17 protein-coding genes and 1 tRNA gene are annotated in these 15,371 nt (G+C 52.3%); 10 read left to right on the top strand and 8 right to left on the bottom strand.

Features of this window, described 5'->3' with window-relative positions; translation table 11 throughout:
• Window positions 1-4: 4 nt before the first annotated feature.
• Window positions 5-451, bottom strand: a complete 447-nt coding sequence (locus D9742_RS05305; RefSeq protein WP_130236217.1) for a YccF domain-containing protein — start codon at window positions 449-451, stop codon at window positions 5-7.
• Between the two features lie 122 nt (window positions 452-573).
• On the opposite strand from D9742_RS05305, the gene helD reads away from it, so the two are divergent.
• Window positions 574-2,628: a DNA helicase IV gene (helD, locus tag D9742_RS05300; protein ID WP_130236307.1), complete on the top strand. Its 2,055-nt coding sequence runs from the start codon at window positions 574-576 to the stop codon at window positions 2,626-2,628.
• A 31-nt stretch (window positions 2,629-2,659) separates the two neighbouring features.
• On the opposite strand, the gene mgsA is transcribed toward helD, so the two are convergent.
• On the bottom strand, window positions 2,660-3,118 hold the full coding sequence (gene mgsA, locus D9742_RS05295) for a methylglyoxal synthase (RefSeq protein WP_130236216.1): 459 nt from the start codon (window positions 3,116-3,118) through the stop codon (window positions 2,660-2,662).
• A 95-nt stretch (window positions 3,119-3,213) separates the two neighbouring features.
• Window positions 3,214-3,876, bottom strand: a complete 663-nt coding sequence (locus D9742_RS05290; RefSeq protein ID WP_130236215.1) for a DUF2057 family protein — start codon at window positions 3,874-3,876, stop codon at window positions 3,214-3,216.
• 172 nt (window positions 3,877-4,048) lie between these two features.
• Between D9742_RS05290 and D9742_RS05285 the strand changes: the two genes are divergently transcribed.
• Window positions 4,049-4,462, top strand: coding sequence for a CoA-binding protein (locus tag D9742_RS05285; protein ID WP_064528416.1), 414 nt, complete (start codon window positions 4,049-4,051; stop codon window positions 4,460-4,462).
• A 44-nt stretch (window positions 4,463-4,506) separates the two neighbouring features.
• Here the strand turns inward: D9742_RS05285 and hspQ are convergent, their stop codons facing one another.
• Window positions 4,507-4,824, bottom strand: a complete 318-nt coding sequence (gene hspQ / locus D9742_RS05280; RefSeq protein WP_130236214.1) for a heat shock protein HspQ — start codon at window positions 4,822-4,824, stop codon at window positions 4,507-4,509.
• Between the two features lie 57 nt (window positions 4,825-4,881).
• Complete coding sequence (rlmI, locus tag D9742_RS05275) at window positions 4,882-6,072, bottom strand: 23S rRNA (cytosine(1962)-C(5))-methyltransferase RlmI (protein ID WP_130236213.1); 1,191 nt, start codon at window positions 6,070-6,072, stop codon at window positions 4,882-4,884.
• Window positions 6,073-6,166: 94 nt separating this feature from the next.
• On the opposite strand from rlmI, the gene yccX reads away from it, so the two are divergent.
• Window positions 6,167-6,445: an acylphosphatase gene (gene yccX / locus D9742_RS05270; RefSeq protein WP_000048252.1), complete on the top strand. Its 279-nt coding sequence runs from the start codon at window positions 6,167-6,169 to the stop codon at window positions 6,443-6,445.
• On the opposite strand, the gene tusE is transcribed toward yccX, so the two are convergent.
• The 3 genes from tusE to D9742_RS05255 all read right to left on the bottom strand — a co-directional run bounded on the left by tusE (window position 6,442) and on the right by D9742_RS05255 (window position 7,807).
• Complete coding sequence (gene tusE, locus D9742_RS05265; RefSeq protein WP_000904443.1) at window positions 6,442-6,771, bottom strand: sulfurtransferase TusE; 330 nt, start codon at window positions 6,769-6,771, stop codon at window positions 6,442-6,444. The genes yccX and tusE overlap by 4 nt on opposite strands.
• Before the next feature lie 90 nt (window positions 6,772-6,861).
• A complete protein-coding gene (gene yccA / locus D9742_RS05260) occupies window positions 6,862-7,521 on the bottom strand; it encodes an FtsH protease modulator YccA (protein ID WP_000375136.1) in 660 nt (219 codons plus the stop codon).
• A gap of 198 nt (window positions 7,522-7,719) precedes the next feature.
• Window positions 7,720-7,807, bottom strand: a tRNA-Ser gene (locus D9742_RS05255).
• 404 nt (window positions 7,808-8,211) lie between these two features.
• On the opposite strand from D9742_RS05255, the gene hyaA reads away from it, so the two are divergent.
• The 7 genes from hyaA (at window position 8,212) to appC (ending at window position 15,363) form a co-directional block, all read left to right on the top strand.
• On the top strand, window positions 8,212-9,330 hold the full coding sequence (hyaA, locus tag D9742_RS05245; protein WP_130236212.1) for a hydrogenase 1 small subunit: 1,119 nt from the start codon (window positions 8,212-8,214) through the stop codon (window positions 9,328-9,330).
• Window positions 9,327-11,120, top strand: a complete 1,794-nt coding sequence (hyaB, locus tag D9742_RS05240) for a Ni/Fe-hydrogenase large subunit (RefSeq protein ID WP_130236211.1) — start codon at window positions 9,327-9,329, stop codon at window positions 11,118-11,120. Before hyaA ends, hyaB begins: the two co-directional genes overlap by 4 nt.
• A gap of 18 nt (window positions 11,121-11,138) precedes the next feature.
• Window positions 11,139-11,849 (top strand): Ni/Fe-hydrogenase b-type cytochrome subunit, encoded by a 711-nt coding sequence (hyaC, locus tag D9742_RS05235; RefSeq protein WP_130236210.1) that lies wholly within the window; start codon window positions 11,139-11,141, stop codon window positions 11,847-11,849.
• Window positions 11,846-12,433 carry a hydrogenase 1 maturation protease gene (hyaD, locus tag D9742_RS05230; protein ID WP_130236209.1) on the top strand — a complete coding sequence of 196 codons (588 nt, stop codon included), beginning with the start codon at window positions 11,846-11,848 and terminating at the stop codon, window positions 12,431-12,433. The genes hyaC and hyaD overlap by 4 nt, the downstream gene beginning before the upstream one ends.
• Window positions 12,430-12,828 (top strand): hydrogenase-1 operon protein HyaE, encoded by a 399-nt coding sequence (gene hyaE / locus D9742_RS05225; protein WP_130236208.1) that lies wholly within the window; start codon window positions 12,430-12,432, stop codon window positions 12,826-12,828. The genes hyaD and hyaE overlap by 4 nt, the downstream gene beginning before the upstream one ends.
• Complete coding sequence (locus tag D9742_RS05220) at window positions 12,825-13,682, top strand: hydrogenase expression/formation protein (RefSeq protein ID WP_130236207.1); 858 nt, start codon at window positions 12,825-12,827, stop codon at window positions 13,680-13,682. The genes hyaE and D9742_RS05220 overlap by 4 nt, the downstream gene beginning before the upstream one ends.
• A gap of 136 nt (window positions 13,683-13,818) precedes the next feature.
• Window positions 13,819-15,363: a cytochrome bd-II oxidase subunit 1 gene (gene appC / locus D9742_RS05215; protein ID WP_130236206.1), complete on the top strand. Its 1,545-nt coding sequence runs from the start codon at window positions 13,819-13,821 to the stop codon at window positions 15,361-15,363.
• Window positions 15,364-15,371 lie beyond the last annotated feature (8 nt).

Here is a 15,371-nt window from a genome sequence, read left to right as displayed (position 1 = left end):
TGGATTATTGGAAACGGCGACGTGCATTGGCTTCACGCGCAGCCTGAGCTGTTTCTACCGATACGACGCGGCGTCCGACCGGCCACAGTGCAATAGCGGCAATTTTAAAGTTCGCAATGCCAACCGGAATACCAATGATGGAAATGCATTGCGCGATACCTGTTGCGATATGCATCAGACATAGCCACCAGCCGAAGAAAATCAGCCAGAAAATATTCAGCACAGTACCGCCAGTGTTAAGCAGCACATTTTTGCCTGCCGGGTTTAGTTCATCGACATGAATAGCTTCATTGCCATAAGGCAGCAGAGACAGTTTGGTTATCTCCCAGCAGGATCGAGTCAGCGGTAAGGTAAAAATCAGCACAATGCTGACCAGGGTCGCTAACAGCCAGCCAAGAGTGGTGACGAATCCGCCAAGCACAAAGTTCAGAATGTTCAAAACGGTACGCATAAAACCTCGCTTTACTGTGGTTTTCAGTAATGGGCGGCAATTGTAACGTTTTTTTGGGCTGGAGCACGTTTTCTCTGGCGGTTACACTGATAAGAAATGACATCGTGTGGATCTACAGAGACATGGAACTGAAAGCGACAACTCTTGGCAAACGTCTGGCACAGCACCCTTACGATCGGGCGGTGATCCTCAATGCCGGGATAAAAGTTTCCGGCGATCGCCACGAATACCTTATTCCTTTCAATCAATTACTGGCTATTCACTGCAAGCGTGGTTTGGTATGGGGTGAGCTGGAATTTGTGTTGCCTGATGAAAAAGTCGTGCGTCTGCATGGCACTGAATGGGCAGAGACGCAGCGTTTTCACCATCATCTTGATGCTCACTGGCGGCGCTGGAGCGAGGAAATGAGCGAAATTGCCGCTGGCGTATTACAGCAACAACTGGATCTTATTGCTGCCCGCACTGGAGAAAATAAATGGCTGACGCGGGAGCAAACCACTGGGGTACAGCAACAAATACGTCAGGCCTTGTCAGCGTTGCCATTACCGGTTAATCGCCTGGAGGAATTTGATAACTGTCGTGAGGCGTGGCGCAAATGTCAGGCCTGGCTGAAAGATATTGAAGGCAGTCGGTTGCAGCATAATCAGGCGTATACCGAAACCATGCTTAACGAATATGCGGATTTTTTCCGTCAGGTTGAGTCTTCACCGCTAAATCCGGCGCAGGCCCGGGCGGTGGTTAATGGTGAGCATTCCCTGTTAGTACTGGCTGGCGCAGGAAGCGGAAAAACGTCTGTGCTGGTGGCGCGAGCTGGCTGGTTATTGGCGCGCGGTGAAGCATCACCCGAGCAAATTTTATTGCTGGCGTTTGGCCGAAAAGCGGCGGAAGAGATGGACGAGCGGATCCGCGAACGGTTGCATACCGAAGAGATTACCGCGCGCACGTTTCATTCTCTGGCTCTGCATATTATTCAGCAAGGCAGCAAAAAAGTACCGACAGTCAGCAACCTGGAAAATGACACCGCAGCCCGCCATGAACTCTTTATTGCTGAGTGGCGCAAGCAGTGTAGTGAAAAGAAAGCACAGGCGAAGGGCTGGAGACAATGGTTGATGGAAGAACTGCAGTGGTCAGTGCCAGAAGGCAATTTCTGGGATGATGAAAAATTGCAGCGTCGTCTCGCATCTCGCCTCGATCGCTGGGTCAGTCTGATGCGGATGCACGGCGGCGCACAGGCTGAAATGATTGCCAATGCGCCTGAAGAGATTCGGGATCTTTTCAGTAAACGAATCAAATTGATGGCGCCGTTGCTGAAAGCCTGGAAAGGTGCGCTGAAAGCGGAAAATGCCGTCGATTTTTCAGGTCTTATTCATCAGGCGATTGCTCTCCTTGAGAAAGGGCGGTTTATCAGCCCGTGGAAACATATTCTGGTTGATGAATTCCAGGATATCTCCCCACAGCGCGCGGCCTTGCTGGCAGCATTGCGTAAACAAAACAGTCAGACAACGTTGTTTGCCGTTGGCGATGACTGGCAGGCCATTTACCGCTTCAGCGGCGCACAAATGTCGCTCACCACCGCCTTTCATGAAAACTTCGGTGAAGGCGATCGCTGTGATTTAGATACTACTTACCGTTTCAATAGCCGTATCGGAGAGGTAGCAAACCGTTTTATTCAGCAGAACCCTAACCAGTTGAAAAAACCGCTGAATAGCTTAACGAATGGCGACAAAAAGGCCGTTACCTTGTTGGACGAGAGTCAGCTCGACGCTTTACTGGACAAACTATCTGGTTATGTCAAACCCGAAGAGCGCATTCTGGTACTGGCGCGTTACCACCATTTGAAGCCCGTTAGCCTGGAGAAAGCCACGACGCGCTGGCCGAAGCTGCAAATCGACTTTATGACCATTCATGCCAGCAAAGGGCAACAGGCCGACTATGTCATCATCGTTGGTTTGCAGGAGGGGAGTGATGGCTTCCCGGCTGTGGCGCGTGAGTCAATTATGGAAGAGGCGCTACTGCCGCCGGTAGAGGACTACCCGGACGCCGAAGAACGGCGATTGATGTACGTTGCGCTCACTCGTGCACGGCATCGGGTATGGGTACTGTTCAGCAAAGAGAATCCTTCTTCCTTTGTGGACGACCTGAAAAAACTGGATGTACCGGTAGCAAGGAAACCGTAAGAAACAGGCGGCGAGTGCCGCCTGTGCGAATTTATTTCAGGCGTTCAGCGAGATAACGCTGGTAATCCGGGATCAGAATATCTACAGCATCGTTGAAATGTGGTGACTGGATGATGAAATCAGCCGTTGCCACGTTAGTGGCAACCGGAATGTTCCACACTGTCGCCAGACGCAGCAACGCTTTCACGTCGGGATCGTGTGGTACAGCATTCAGCGGGTCCCAGAAGAAAATCAGCACATCAATTTTCCCTTCTGAGATCAATGCGCCAACCTGCTGATCGCCTCCCATCGGGCCACTCAGCATCGCGTTGACGTTCATTCCGGTAGCGCGGGAAATTAAGTTACCCGTGGTGCCCGTTGCATAAAGTTCGTGCTGCTCCAGAAGCGGTTGATGCCGTTCCACCCAGTTCATGAGCATTTGCTTGCAGTGATCATGTGCCACCAGCGCAATATGTTTACGCGCCGCCATTGTGCGAGTCGTCAGTTCCATAATTTACATCCGTAGTTAACTTTCCTACAGACTACTGTAAGCACTTATCGCTGCAAGATAAAGACCAAAAAAGCCTGCGCACAGGCACAAAAATCTCAGGAAGAAGGTTGTTTTTCCGCCCATTGCAGAAAGTTATTACGCGTTTGCGGGTCAGCCAATTTAAACCAATACTTCAGCCGTTGTTCCGTGAGCACCTGTGACTGCGGAGGAATTGCATCCAGTTCCGAAACGCCGGAGAGCAGTGTACTGTCATCCGCCATCATAGTGGCAAATTGCGGTAGCGAAGCGCGTTTTGCGGATTTGTTATAGCGTTCGACTTCCAGCTCATAATCGATTGTTTTTCCGGTAGAGGTAATGGCGAGAATATCCAGCTTCACTGGTATCGGCGTCGCATCGCCATCTAACAATTCAAGGTTCGGCGCGGCGTCAAAATGGTTAGCTTCTCGTTCATTCTCCAGGCGAGGGAGGCGAAAATTCACCTGACTAATGAGCTGGGTATTAAAACTAACGACCAGCGGCGGGGAGATATAAAGTCGTTCTTCGTTACTGGCGAGATGGATTGTTTTTTCAACGCGAAACACTAACTGATGTGGTCCATTATCCAGTTCGATGCTGTCAGCACCGCGAAGCAGAGAACTGGAAACCTTTTTACCGTCGAGTATCAGGAGATCAACATCGCTGGACAGCCGCAGTGTGGTGGCAAAAACGGATACCGGCAAACACAGTGCAATCAAGGTGGTCATAATGCCGGTTTTCATAGGTAGCTCCTGTCCAAAGACCGCCCGACTAATAATGTATCAAAATTTTTCTTTAATCATACTTACTAACATATAGACATATTTTCCGCTTTTGCTCTCATACATTCGTAGTAGCTACATGGTTGGCGTGTCGGGATTGTCGTACACTTTGGTAAATAGTCTGGAGGAAATGATGAAAGAAACCGATATTGCAGGCATTTTAACGTCCACTCGCACCATTGCGCTGGTGGGAGCAAGTGACAAACCCGATCGTCCAAGTTATCGCGTAATGAAATATCTGCTCGATCAGGGCTATCACGTTATTCCAGTCTCGCCAAAGGTCGCCGGTAAAACGCTGTTAGGTCAGCAAGGTTACGGCACGCTGGCGGAGGTTCCGGAAAAAGTGGATATGGTTGATGTCTTCCGTAATTCAGAAGCCGCATGGGGTGTGGCACAGGAGGCGATCGCTATTGGTGCGAAAACTTTATGGATGCAGCTGGGTGTGATAAATGAACAGGCGGCAGTGCTGGCGCGTGACGCAGGGCTAAACGTGGTGATGGATCGCTGCCCGGCGATTGAGATCCCTCGTCTGGGTCTGGCTAAATAACAAATCCCCGGAAGGCAAAAACCTTCCGGGGATTTGTTCAGGGATTAGTTACGCAGACGCGGGGCCTGGAGCTGTTTGCGGATGGTCCGCGCCAGCTCATCCATGGATGGCTGCTCAGGATGTTCATCCTGCAATTCGCTACTTAGCTGGGCTTCAGCCAGGTAGGTATGAACCGGTAGGCCGTTGTCGTCCTCCATCACCACGTGATACCACGGAGCGGCGCGAAGCTCGTCATTCACCGCCAGCTCATCAGGCGACGGTTCAGAGAGCGAGTAAACCGGGTCGATATCCACGACCACTCCGAGATAACCTAACAGGGAATGGCGGACCTGCTGGCCGATACCGAATTTGCTGGCAATCATAGTCACCTCCCGGGAAATCTTTACCTTTGATATAAGGGTAAAATTCCACATTTCAAGTTACATGACGCGACAGGCAAACCCTTTCAGATATAGCCCTTCCGGGTAGGTAGCGATCACCGGGTGATCGGCGGCCTGACGGAACTGCTCTATAAATTGTATATCACGACCGGCATCAATTGCGGCATCCGCGATGATTTTCTGAAATAAATCGCTGGTCATCAGGCCAGAACATGAGAAAGTCAGGAGAACTCCGCCCTCATTCAACAACTGAATGGCCAGCATGTTGATGTCTTTATAGCCACGGCATGCGCCCATCAACTGGCTTTTATTCTCAACAAACTTCGGTGGGTCCATCACGATAACGTCAAATTTTTCACCGCGATCGCGATAGGTACGCAGCAATTTAAATACGTCATCACGGACAAACTCAGCCTTGCTCAGATCCAGCTTGTTCAGCTCAACGTTCTGCCGCGCGATATCCAGGGCTTCCTGCGAAGTATCGACGCTGACTACCTGGCTGCATCCACCCATTAATGCCGAGACGGCGAAACCACCGGTATAGGAGAAACAGTTGAGTACGCGTTTATTTTCAACGTAGCGGCGGGTAGCCAGGCGGCTGTCACGCTGGTCCAGGTAGTAGCCTGTTTTGTGGCCGTGCTGAATGTCCACCAGCAGCTTCATACCGTGTTCTTCAATCGGTAGCAGGGCAGGCGGCTGCTCGCCGGTAACGGGACCCTGGGTCAGTTCCATACCTTCTTTTTTACGTACCGCGACGTCGCTGCGGTCATAAATAGCGCACTCCGGATAGAGCGTCTGCAGGGCGCTAATTAATGCCGCGCGCTGATACTCTGCGCCAGCACTCAGCAGTTGCAGCACCAGAAAATTGCCGAAGCGATCGATAGTAATGCCTGGCAGGCCATCAGATTCACCAGCGATTAAACGATAGCTGTCGAGGCCATCTTTTTTCGCCAGCCAATCACGCCACTTTTGCGCCTGTTGTAAACGGCGAGTAAAAAAGGCAATGTCGATGGATTCTGACGGGTCAAACGTCCAGACGCGCGCACGGATTTGCGAAGCTGGCGAATAAGCGCCGCGTGCTAACCATTTTCCCTGATGATCAACAATATCGATGGTTTCTCCGAGGCTGGCTTTACCTTCCATGCGGGCAACGGCCCCGGAAAAGACCCACGGATGGCGACGAAGTAATGATTTTTCGCGCCCTTTGGCTAACACTAAACGTACACTCATAATTAACTATTCTGTCGATGCAAAGAAATGGGCGCCATTGTCCGGAGTTTTCCATGGATTTGCAACGCGTCCATTAAGGATAAGGGGAGCAGTCATGTCGAAAGTCTGCATAATTGCCTGGGTTTATGGCCGGGTTCAGGGCGTAGGGTTTCGCTATACCACCCAGTACGAAGCGAAAAGATTGGGATTAACTGGTTACGCCAAAAATCTTGACGATGGCAGCGTGGAAGTCGTTGCCTGCGGTGAAGAAGGGCAGGTGGAAAAATTAATGCAGTGGTTAAAAAGCGGCGGCCCGCGTTCAGCGCGTGTGGAACGGGTGCTTAGCGAGCCGCATCATCCCTCCGGGGAGTTAACGGATTTTCGTATCCGTTAAATGCATTTTACCGGTTTAGGCAGGCCAGCAATTTTGGTGGCTTGCTTTGCCGGACCTTTCGGGAACAGTCGGTACAGATAGCGGCTATTGCCTTTCTCTTCACCAAATTTATTCGCCATCGCTTTAACCAACATACGAATTGCCGGAGAGGTATTAAATTCCAGGTAGAAGTCACGCACAAAACGCACCACCTCCCAGTGTTCTGGCGACAGTGTAATACCTTCGTTCTCTGCAATGACCACCGCCAGTGGTTCGCTCCACTGGCTACTCTCTTTGAGATAGCCTTCGGTATCGGTTTCTATCTCTTTACCTTCGAAGATCAGCATAATTATTACTACCTTAATCAGACTGCCGGCAGTGTAACAAAAAACAAAGCCCCGCATAAAGCGAGGCTATGACAGTGTTAGCGGGTGAGATTAATCGCGGCTGGCGAAGCCCAGAATGCTCAACAGGCTTACGAAGATGTTATACAGCGACACATACAGGCTCACAGTGGCACGAATGTAGTTCGTTTCACCGCCGTGGATGATGTTGCTGGTTTCAAACAAAATTGCACCAGAGGAGATCAGAATGAACACAGCGCTGATCGCCAGATGCAGAGCAGGTAGTTGCAGGAAGATATTCGCTACCATCCCGATCAGGACAACAACAATACCTGCCATCAGCATACCGCCGAGGAACGACATATCTTTGCGAGTGGTCAGCACATACGCAGAGCAGCAGAAGAACACTAATGCCGTACCGCCCAACGCCATGGCAATTACATCACCCATTCCGGCAGACAGATAGGTGTTCAGAATTGGCCCGAGGATATAACCCAGAAAACCGGTAAACGCGAACGCGGAGATAATCCCGGTTGGCTTATTCGCCGTTTTATAGGTCAGGAACATCAAACCATACATACCCACCAGCGTCAGGATCAGTCCCGGAGATGGCAGCATCAGAACCGTACTGGCCGTCGCGGTAATCGCCGAAAAGGCCAGTGTCAGGCTCAGGAGAAAATAGGTATTACGCAGCACCTTATGGGTGCTAAGCAGCGATGTACGGTCATGTGAAGAACTAACAATACGATCCATTGAGTCACTCTCTATGACAGATGTAATTAATGAAGCAGCATAATGATAATGCTGAAAGCTACCCAGAGGTTTTACCCATCTTTACGCATTTGATCTGAAACAGGTTTAGCAGAGGATGGTTAAGCCACTGAATGGGGTATAGCATTTTGACAGGTAAAAGAAAAAGGGGTTAGCATTTAGCTAACCCCTTATCTTATTTGGCGGAAGCGCAGAGATTCGAACTCTGGAACCCTTTCGGGTCGCCGGTTTTCAAGACCGGTGCCTTCAACCGCTCGGCCACACTTCCGGAATGACGCGAACTATAAACATCCCGATGCGTCGTGTAAACCCCTAATTTGTTTGTTTGCTTGAAAAACAGACAAATGCGTGTTGATCGTGTGAAATAACAGCAATTTGCACATTCTATCGCCATAAAAATGGGCTCGTAATCCTTCTGCGCCAGACCTTAAGGAAAATAAGGTCCATTTTTATCGCTAAAAGACAAATCCACACAGTTTGTATTGTTTTGTGCAAAAGTTTCACTACGCTTTATTAACAATACTTTCTGGCGACGTGCGCCAGTGCAGAAGGATGAGCTTTCGTTTTCAGCCTCTCACGTAAAACGATGGTTTGCCTTGCTACAGGGACGTCGCTTGCCGACCATAAGCGCCCGGCGTCCTGCTGGTGTCGCAAGGAGAAGAGACGTGCGATATGAATAACGAGGAGACATTTTACCAGGCCATGCGGCGTCAGGGGGTCACCCGGCGCAGCTTTCTCAAATATTGCAGTCTGGCTGCAACCTCGCTGGGGTTAGGTGCGGGGATGGCGCCAAAGATTGCCTGGGCGCTGGAAAATAAACCGCGCATTCCGGTGGTGTGGATCCACGGTCTGGAATGCACCTGCTGTACCGAATCTTTTATCCGCTCCGCTCACCCACTGGCGAAGGATGTCATTCTTTCCCTTATTTCTCTCGACTACGACGATACTCTGATGGCTGCCGCCGGAACTCAGGCAGAAGAAGTCTTTGAAGACATCATTACCCAATACCACGGCAAATATATCCTCGCGGTAGAAGGCAATCCGCCGCTGGGCGAGCAGGGGATGTTCTGCATCAGCAGTGGCCGACCGTTTATTGAAAAACTGAAACGCGCAGCGGCTGGGGCCAGTGCGATAATTGCCTGGGGAACCTGCGCTTCCTGGGGCTGCGTACAAGCTGCGCGACCTAACCCGACACAGGCCACGCCTATCGACAAAGTCATTACCGACAAACCCATTATCAAAGTACCAGGTTGCCCGCCGATCCCGGATGTGATGAGTGCCATCATTACCTACATGGTGACCTTCGATCGCCTGCCGGATGTCGACAGAATGGGTCGTCCGTTGATGTTCTATGGTCAGCGTATTCACGATAAATGCTACCGCCGCGCCCATTTCGATGCCGGTGAGTTTGTGCAGAGTTGGGATGATGACGCAGCGCGCAAAGGTTACTGCCTGTACAAAATGGGCTGTAAAGGGCCAACTACGTATAACGCCTGTTCCTCTACCCGCTGGAACGATGGCGTTTCCTTCCCGATCCAGTCTGGTCACGGCTGTCTTGGTTGTTCTGAAAATGGCTTCTGGGATCGCGGTTCGTTCTACAGCCGCGTGGTTGATATTCCGCAAATGGGGACTCACTCCACCGCCGATACCGTCGGTTTAACCGCGCTTGGCGTGGTGGCTGCGGCTGTTGGCGTACATGCCGTCGCCAGCGCCGTTGACCAGCGTAGACGTCATAACCAGCAACTTGCAGAAGCAGAACAACAGCCGGGCAACGAGGATAAACAGGCATGAGCACTCAGTACGAAACTCAGGGATACACCATCAACAATGCCGGACGCCGCCTGGTGGTTGACCCGATTACGCGCATCGAAGGCCATATGCGCTGTGAAGTAAATATCAACGATCAGAATGTGATAACCAATGCCGTCTCCTGCGGCACGATGTTTCGCGGGCTGGAGATCATCCTGCAAGGGCGCGATCCACGCGATGCGTGGGCGTTCGTTGAACGTATTTGCGGCGTCTGCACCGGCGTACACGCCCTGGCCTCGGTTTACGCCATCGAAGATGCCATTGGTATTAAAGTGCCTGACAACGCCAATATTATCCGCAACATTATGCTGGCGACTCTCTGGTGCCACGATCATCTGGTGCATTTCTATCAACTCGCCGGGATGGACTGGATCGACGTGCTAAACGCACTGCAAGCCGATCCGCGCAAAACGTCCGAACTGGCGCAAAGTCTCTCCTCATGGCCGAAATCATCCCCTGGCTATTTCTTCGACGTACAAAACCGACTGAAGAAATTTGTTGAAGGCGGGCAGTTAGGGATCTTCCGCAACGGTTACTGGGGCCACCCGCAGTACAAACTGCCGCCAGAAGCCAACCTGATGGGCTTTGCTCACTATCTTGAAGCCCTCGACTTCCAGCGCGAAATTGTCAAAATCCACGCGGTCTTCGGCGGTAAAAACCCGCATCCGAACTGGATTGTCGGCGGGATGCCATGCGCAATTAACATTGATGAAAGCGGCGCGGTCGGGGCGGTCAATATGGAACGCCTGAACCTGGTGCAGTCGATCATTACCCGTACGGCAGACTTTATTAACAACGTGATGATCCCCGATGCCTTAGCTATCGGTCAGTTCAACAAACCGTGGAGCGAAATCGGCACGGGCCTTTCGGATCAATGCGTCCTCAGCTACGGCGCGTTCCCCGATATCGCCAACGACTTTGGTGAGAAAAGTTTGTTGATGCCTGGCGGCGCAGTAATTAATGGCGACTTCAAAAACGTGTTGCCAGTAGATTTAGTGGATCCGCAGCAGGTGCAGGAATTTGTCGATCACGCCTGGTATCGTTATCCCGACGATCGGGTCGGGCGTCATCCGTTCGATGGTATTACTGATCCGTGGTACAACCCCGGCGATGTCAAAGGCAGTGATACTAACATTCAGCAACTGAATGAACAGGAACGCTACTCGTGGATCAAAGCACCACGCTGGCGCGGTCATGCGATGGAAGTGGGGCCGCTGGCGCGCACGTTGATCGCTTACCACAAAGGTGATGCGGCAACCGTTGAGTCTGTCGATCGTATGATGTCGGCACTGAACCTGCCGCTTACCGGCATCCAGTCAACTTTGGGCCGCATTCTGTGCCGCGCACACGAAGCGCAGTGGGCTGCAGGTAAGTTGCAATACTTCTTCGACAAGCTGATGACCAACCTGAAAAACGGCAACCTCGCCACCGCCTCCACTGACAAATGGGAGCCTGCTACCTGGCCGAAAGAGTGCAGGGGCGTCGGCTTTACCGAAGCGCCGCGCGGGGCGTTAGGTCACTGGGCCGCCATTCGCGATGGCAAGATTGATCTCTATCAGTGTGTGGTGCCGACCACCTGGAACGCCAGCCCGCGCGATCCCAAAGGGCAAATTGGTGCGTACGAAGCGGCGCTGATGAACACCAAAATGGCTATTCCTGAACAGCCGCTGGAAATCCTGCGTACTTTGCACAGCTTCGACCCGTGCCTCGCCTGTTCAACTCACGTGCTGGGCGACGATGGCAGCGAGCTTATCTCCGTGCAGGTGCGTTAACAGCGAAGGAGAATCATCATGCAAGAGAAAAGCGACAACGTTGTCAGCCACTATGTCTTTGAAGCGCCTGTACGGATATGGCACTGGCTGACAGTGCTGTGCATGGCAGTGTTGATGGTTACTGGCTACTTTATCGGCAAACCGCTGCCTTCGGTCAGCGGCGAGGCGACGTATCTGTTCTATATGGGGTACATCAGGTTAATTCACTTCAGTGCCGGGATGATTTTTACCGTAGTCTTGCTGATGCGGATCTACTGGGCATTTGTTGGTAATCGCTACTCACGGGAGCTGTTCATCGTGCCCGTATGGCGTAAAAGCTGGTGGCTGGGCGTGTGGTATGAAATCCGCTGGTATCTGTTTCTGGCAAAACGCCCGAGTACTGATATTGGTCATAACCCCATCGCCCAGGCCGCGATGTTCGGCTATTTCCTGATGTCTGTTTTTATGATCGTCACCGGTTTTGCGCTGTTCAGCGAACATAGTCAATTCGCTATCTTCACACCGTTCCGTTACGTGGTGGAGTTTTTCTACTGGACGGGCGGCAACTCAATGGATATTCACAGCTGGCATCGGCTGGGGATGTGGCTAATTGGCGCTTTTGTGATTGGTCATGTCTATATGGCGCTGCGTGAAGACATTATGTCTGACGACACGGTGATCTCCACCATGGTGAACGGCTACCGCAGCCACAAATTTTTTAAAGTCAAAAGCAACAAGGGGCGTTCATGAGTGAGCAACGTGTGGTGGTGATGGGACTGGGAAATCTGCTGTGGGCCGATGAAGGTTTCGGCGTGCGGGTGGCAGAGCGGTTGTATGCCCATTACCACTGGCCCGATGAAGTCGAGATTGTTGATGGCGGCACCCAAGGACTGAACCTGTTGGGCTATGTCGAAAGCGCCAGCCATTTGTTGATTCTCGATGCCATTGATTACGGGCTGGAGCCAGGAACGCTACGAACCTATGCCGGAGAGCGTATTCCGGCATATCTCAGCGCGAAGAAAATGAGCCTGCACCAGAATAGTTTCTCTGAAGTGCTGGCGTTGGCGGATATTCGCGGGCATCTGCCAGCACATATTGCTCTCGTCGGCCTGCAACCCGCGATGCTCGACGACTACGGCGGCAGCCTGAGCGAACTGGCGCGGAAGCAACTGCCCGCTGCGGAACAGGCGGCGCTGGTACAGTTGGCGGCCTGGGGTATTGTGCCGCAACCGACTGAGGAGTTGCGCTGCCTCAATTATGACTGTCTGTCGATGGAAAATTATGAAGGCGTTCGTTTGCGCCAGTATCGGATGAGGCTGGAGGAGCAGGGATGAGCAATGACTCTCCTTTTAATGCGTTGTGGCAACGAATGCTGGCGCGAGGCTGGACGCCAGTCAGTGAATCCAGTCTTGATGACTGGCTTGCGCAAACGCCAGACAGCGTGGTGTTGTTAAGCAGTGACCCAAAACGTACGCCTGAAGTCAGCGACAATCCGGTAATGATCGGCGAGCTACTGCGCGAGTTTCCCGACTATGCGTGGAAGGTGGCGATTGCTGACCTTGAGCAGAGCGAAGCCATTGGCGATCGCTTTGGTGTTTTTCGCTTTCCCGCCACCCTGGTGTTTACTGGTGGTAGTTATCGCGGCGTGTTGAACGGCATTCACCCGTGGGCGGAGCTGATAAACCTGATGCGCGGGCTTGTCGAACCGCAACAGGAGCGTGCCTCATGAGCGACACTTTCTTCCATCTGCTGGGGCCGGGAACACAACCTGGCGACGACAGTTTCAGTATGAATCCACTGCCGATTACCTGTCTGGTGAATGATGAACCGAGTATGGCGGCACTGGAGCAGTGTGTGCATAGCCCGCAAGTGATTGCGCTGTTAAACGAGTTGCAACATCAACTAAGCCAACGCCAGCCGCCGCTGGGCGAGGTGCTGGCAGTCGAGCTGTTAAATCTCAACGCCGACGATCGTCATTTCATCAATACGCTGCTTGGGGAAGGGGAAGTGTCAGTGCGCATCCAGCACGCTGACGGCAGTGAAAGTGAAATTCAGGAGGCGATCTTCTGTGGATTATGGCGTGTACGCAGACGTCGCGGCGAACAGTTGCTGGAGGACAAACTGGAGGCTGGCTGCGCGCCGCTGGCGTTGTGGCAGGCGGCAACGCAAAACGCGCTGCCGACAGATTCGCTATTACCGCCCCCCATCGATGGCCTGATGAATGGCTTACCGCTGGCCCATGAGTTACTGGCGCATGTACGTAACCCTGATGCGCAGCCGCACAGTATTAACCTGACGCAGTTACCCATCAGCGAAGCTGACCGGCTTTTTCTGTCACGTCTTTGCGGACCGGGCAATATTCAGATTCGGACCATTGGCTACGGCGAGAGCTATATCAATGCCACAGGATTACGCCATGTCTGGCATTTACGCTGTATGGACACCTTAAAAGGCCCTCTGCTTGAGAGTTATGAAATCTGCCCGATACCCGAAGTTGTACTGGCAGCGCCGGAAGATCTGGTGGACTCTGCACAGCGTCTCGGCGAGGTTTGCCAGTGGCTGACGGAAAGCGCGCAACAGTAAAAATGGCGGCAAATATCGCTTTCGGTCCTGTGAATATCGCAATTAGCGAATACAAGTACCTACAAACTGTAAGGATAAAAAGAGGGTTCTACTATTAAAGGGTTATTACCCTCTCTCTTCGCCTACAGGAGTTCGCATGTGGGATGTAATTGACTTATCGCGCTGGCAGTTTGCGCTGACCGCGCTGTATCACTTTTTATTTGTGCCCCTTACCCTGGGGCTAATTTTTTTGCTGGCCATCATGGAAACTATTTACGTGGTTACCGGCAAAACAATCTACCGCGATATGACGCGTTTCTGGGGTAAGCTCTTCGGTATCAACTTTGCTCTCGGTGTGGCCACCGGCCTGACGATGGAGTTCCAGTTTGGTACTAACTGGTCATTCTATTCCAACTATGTGGGCGACATTTTCGGCGCACCGCTGGCGATGGAAGCATTAATGGCCTTCTTCCTCGAATCCACTTTTGTTGGTCTGTTCTTCTTCGGCTGGCAACGCCTGAATAAATACCAACACCTGTTGGTGACCTGGCTGGTGGCATTCGGTTCAAATATCTCCGCATTGTGGATCTTGAATGCCAATGGTTGGATGCAGTTCCCGACCGGAGCGTATTTTGATATCGATACTCTGCGTATGGAGATGACCAGCTTCAGCGATCTGGTTTTTAACCCTGTAAGCCAGGTGAAATTTGTGCACACGGTGATGGCAGGTTATGTGACCGGGGCGATGTTCATTATGGCGATCAGTGCGTGGTATTTGCTGCGTGGGCGGGAGCGCGACGTTGCACTCCGCTCGTTTGCCATCGGTTCTGTCTTCGGGACCCTGGCGATAATAGGCGCGCTGCAACTCGGAGACAGCTCGGCATATGAAGTCGCACGAGTACAGCCAGTAAAACTGGCGGCGATGGAAGGGGAGTGGCAAACCGAACCGGCGCCCGCGCCGTTCCATCTCGTTGCCTGGCCAGAACAGGATCAAGAACGCAACGCTTTTGCCATTAAAATCCCGGCATTGTTAGGGATCCTCGCCACTCATTCATTGGATAAACCTGTTCCCGGGTTGAAAAATTTGATGGCCGAAACCTACCCACGACTGCAACGCGGACGCATAGCCTGGCTGTTAATGCAGGAGATATCGCAGGGCAACCGCGAGCCGCATGTACTACAGGCGTTTCGCGAGTTAGAGGGCGATCTCGGTTACGGCATGCTGCTCTCCCGCTATGCATCGGATATGAATCATGTCACTGCTGCGCAGTACCAGGCGGCGATGCGTGGCGCAATCCCGCAGGTTGCGCCGGTATTCTGGAGTTTCCGCATCATGGTTGGTTGTGGTTCGTTGCTGTTACTGGTGATGCTGATTGCGCTCGTCCAGACGCTGCGCGGCAAAATCGACCAACGTCGCTGGGTGCTGAAAATGGCGCTCTGGAGTTTGCCGCTGCCGTGGATAGCCATTGAAGCCGGGTGGTTTATGACCGAGTTTGGTCGTCAGCCGTGGGCGATTCAGGACATCTTACCGACCTACTCCGCGCACTCTGCATTAACCACGGGCCAACTGGCTTTCTCACTGATCATGATCGTAGGGCTTTACACCCTGTTCTTAATCGCCGAAGTCTACCTGATGCAGAAATACGCCCGTCTGGGGCCGAGTGCGATGCAGAGTGAACAACCCGCGCAGCAACAGGGGTAAAGGAGAGA

Origin of the sequence: Escherichia sp. E1V33 (assembly GCF_004211955.1) — a bacterium.
Taxonomy (GTDB): Bacteria; Pseudomonadota; Gammaproteobacteria; order Enterobacterales; family Enterobacteriaceae; genus Escherichia.
This window is presented reverse-complemented; position numbering and strand designations above follow the sequence as displayed.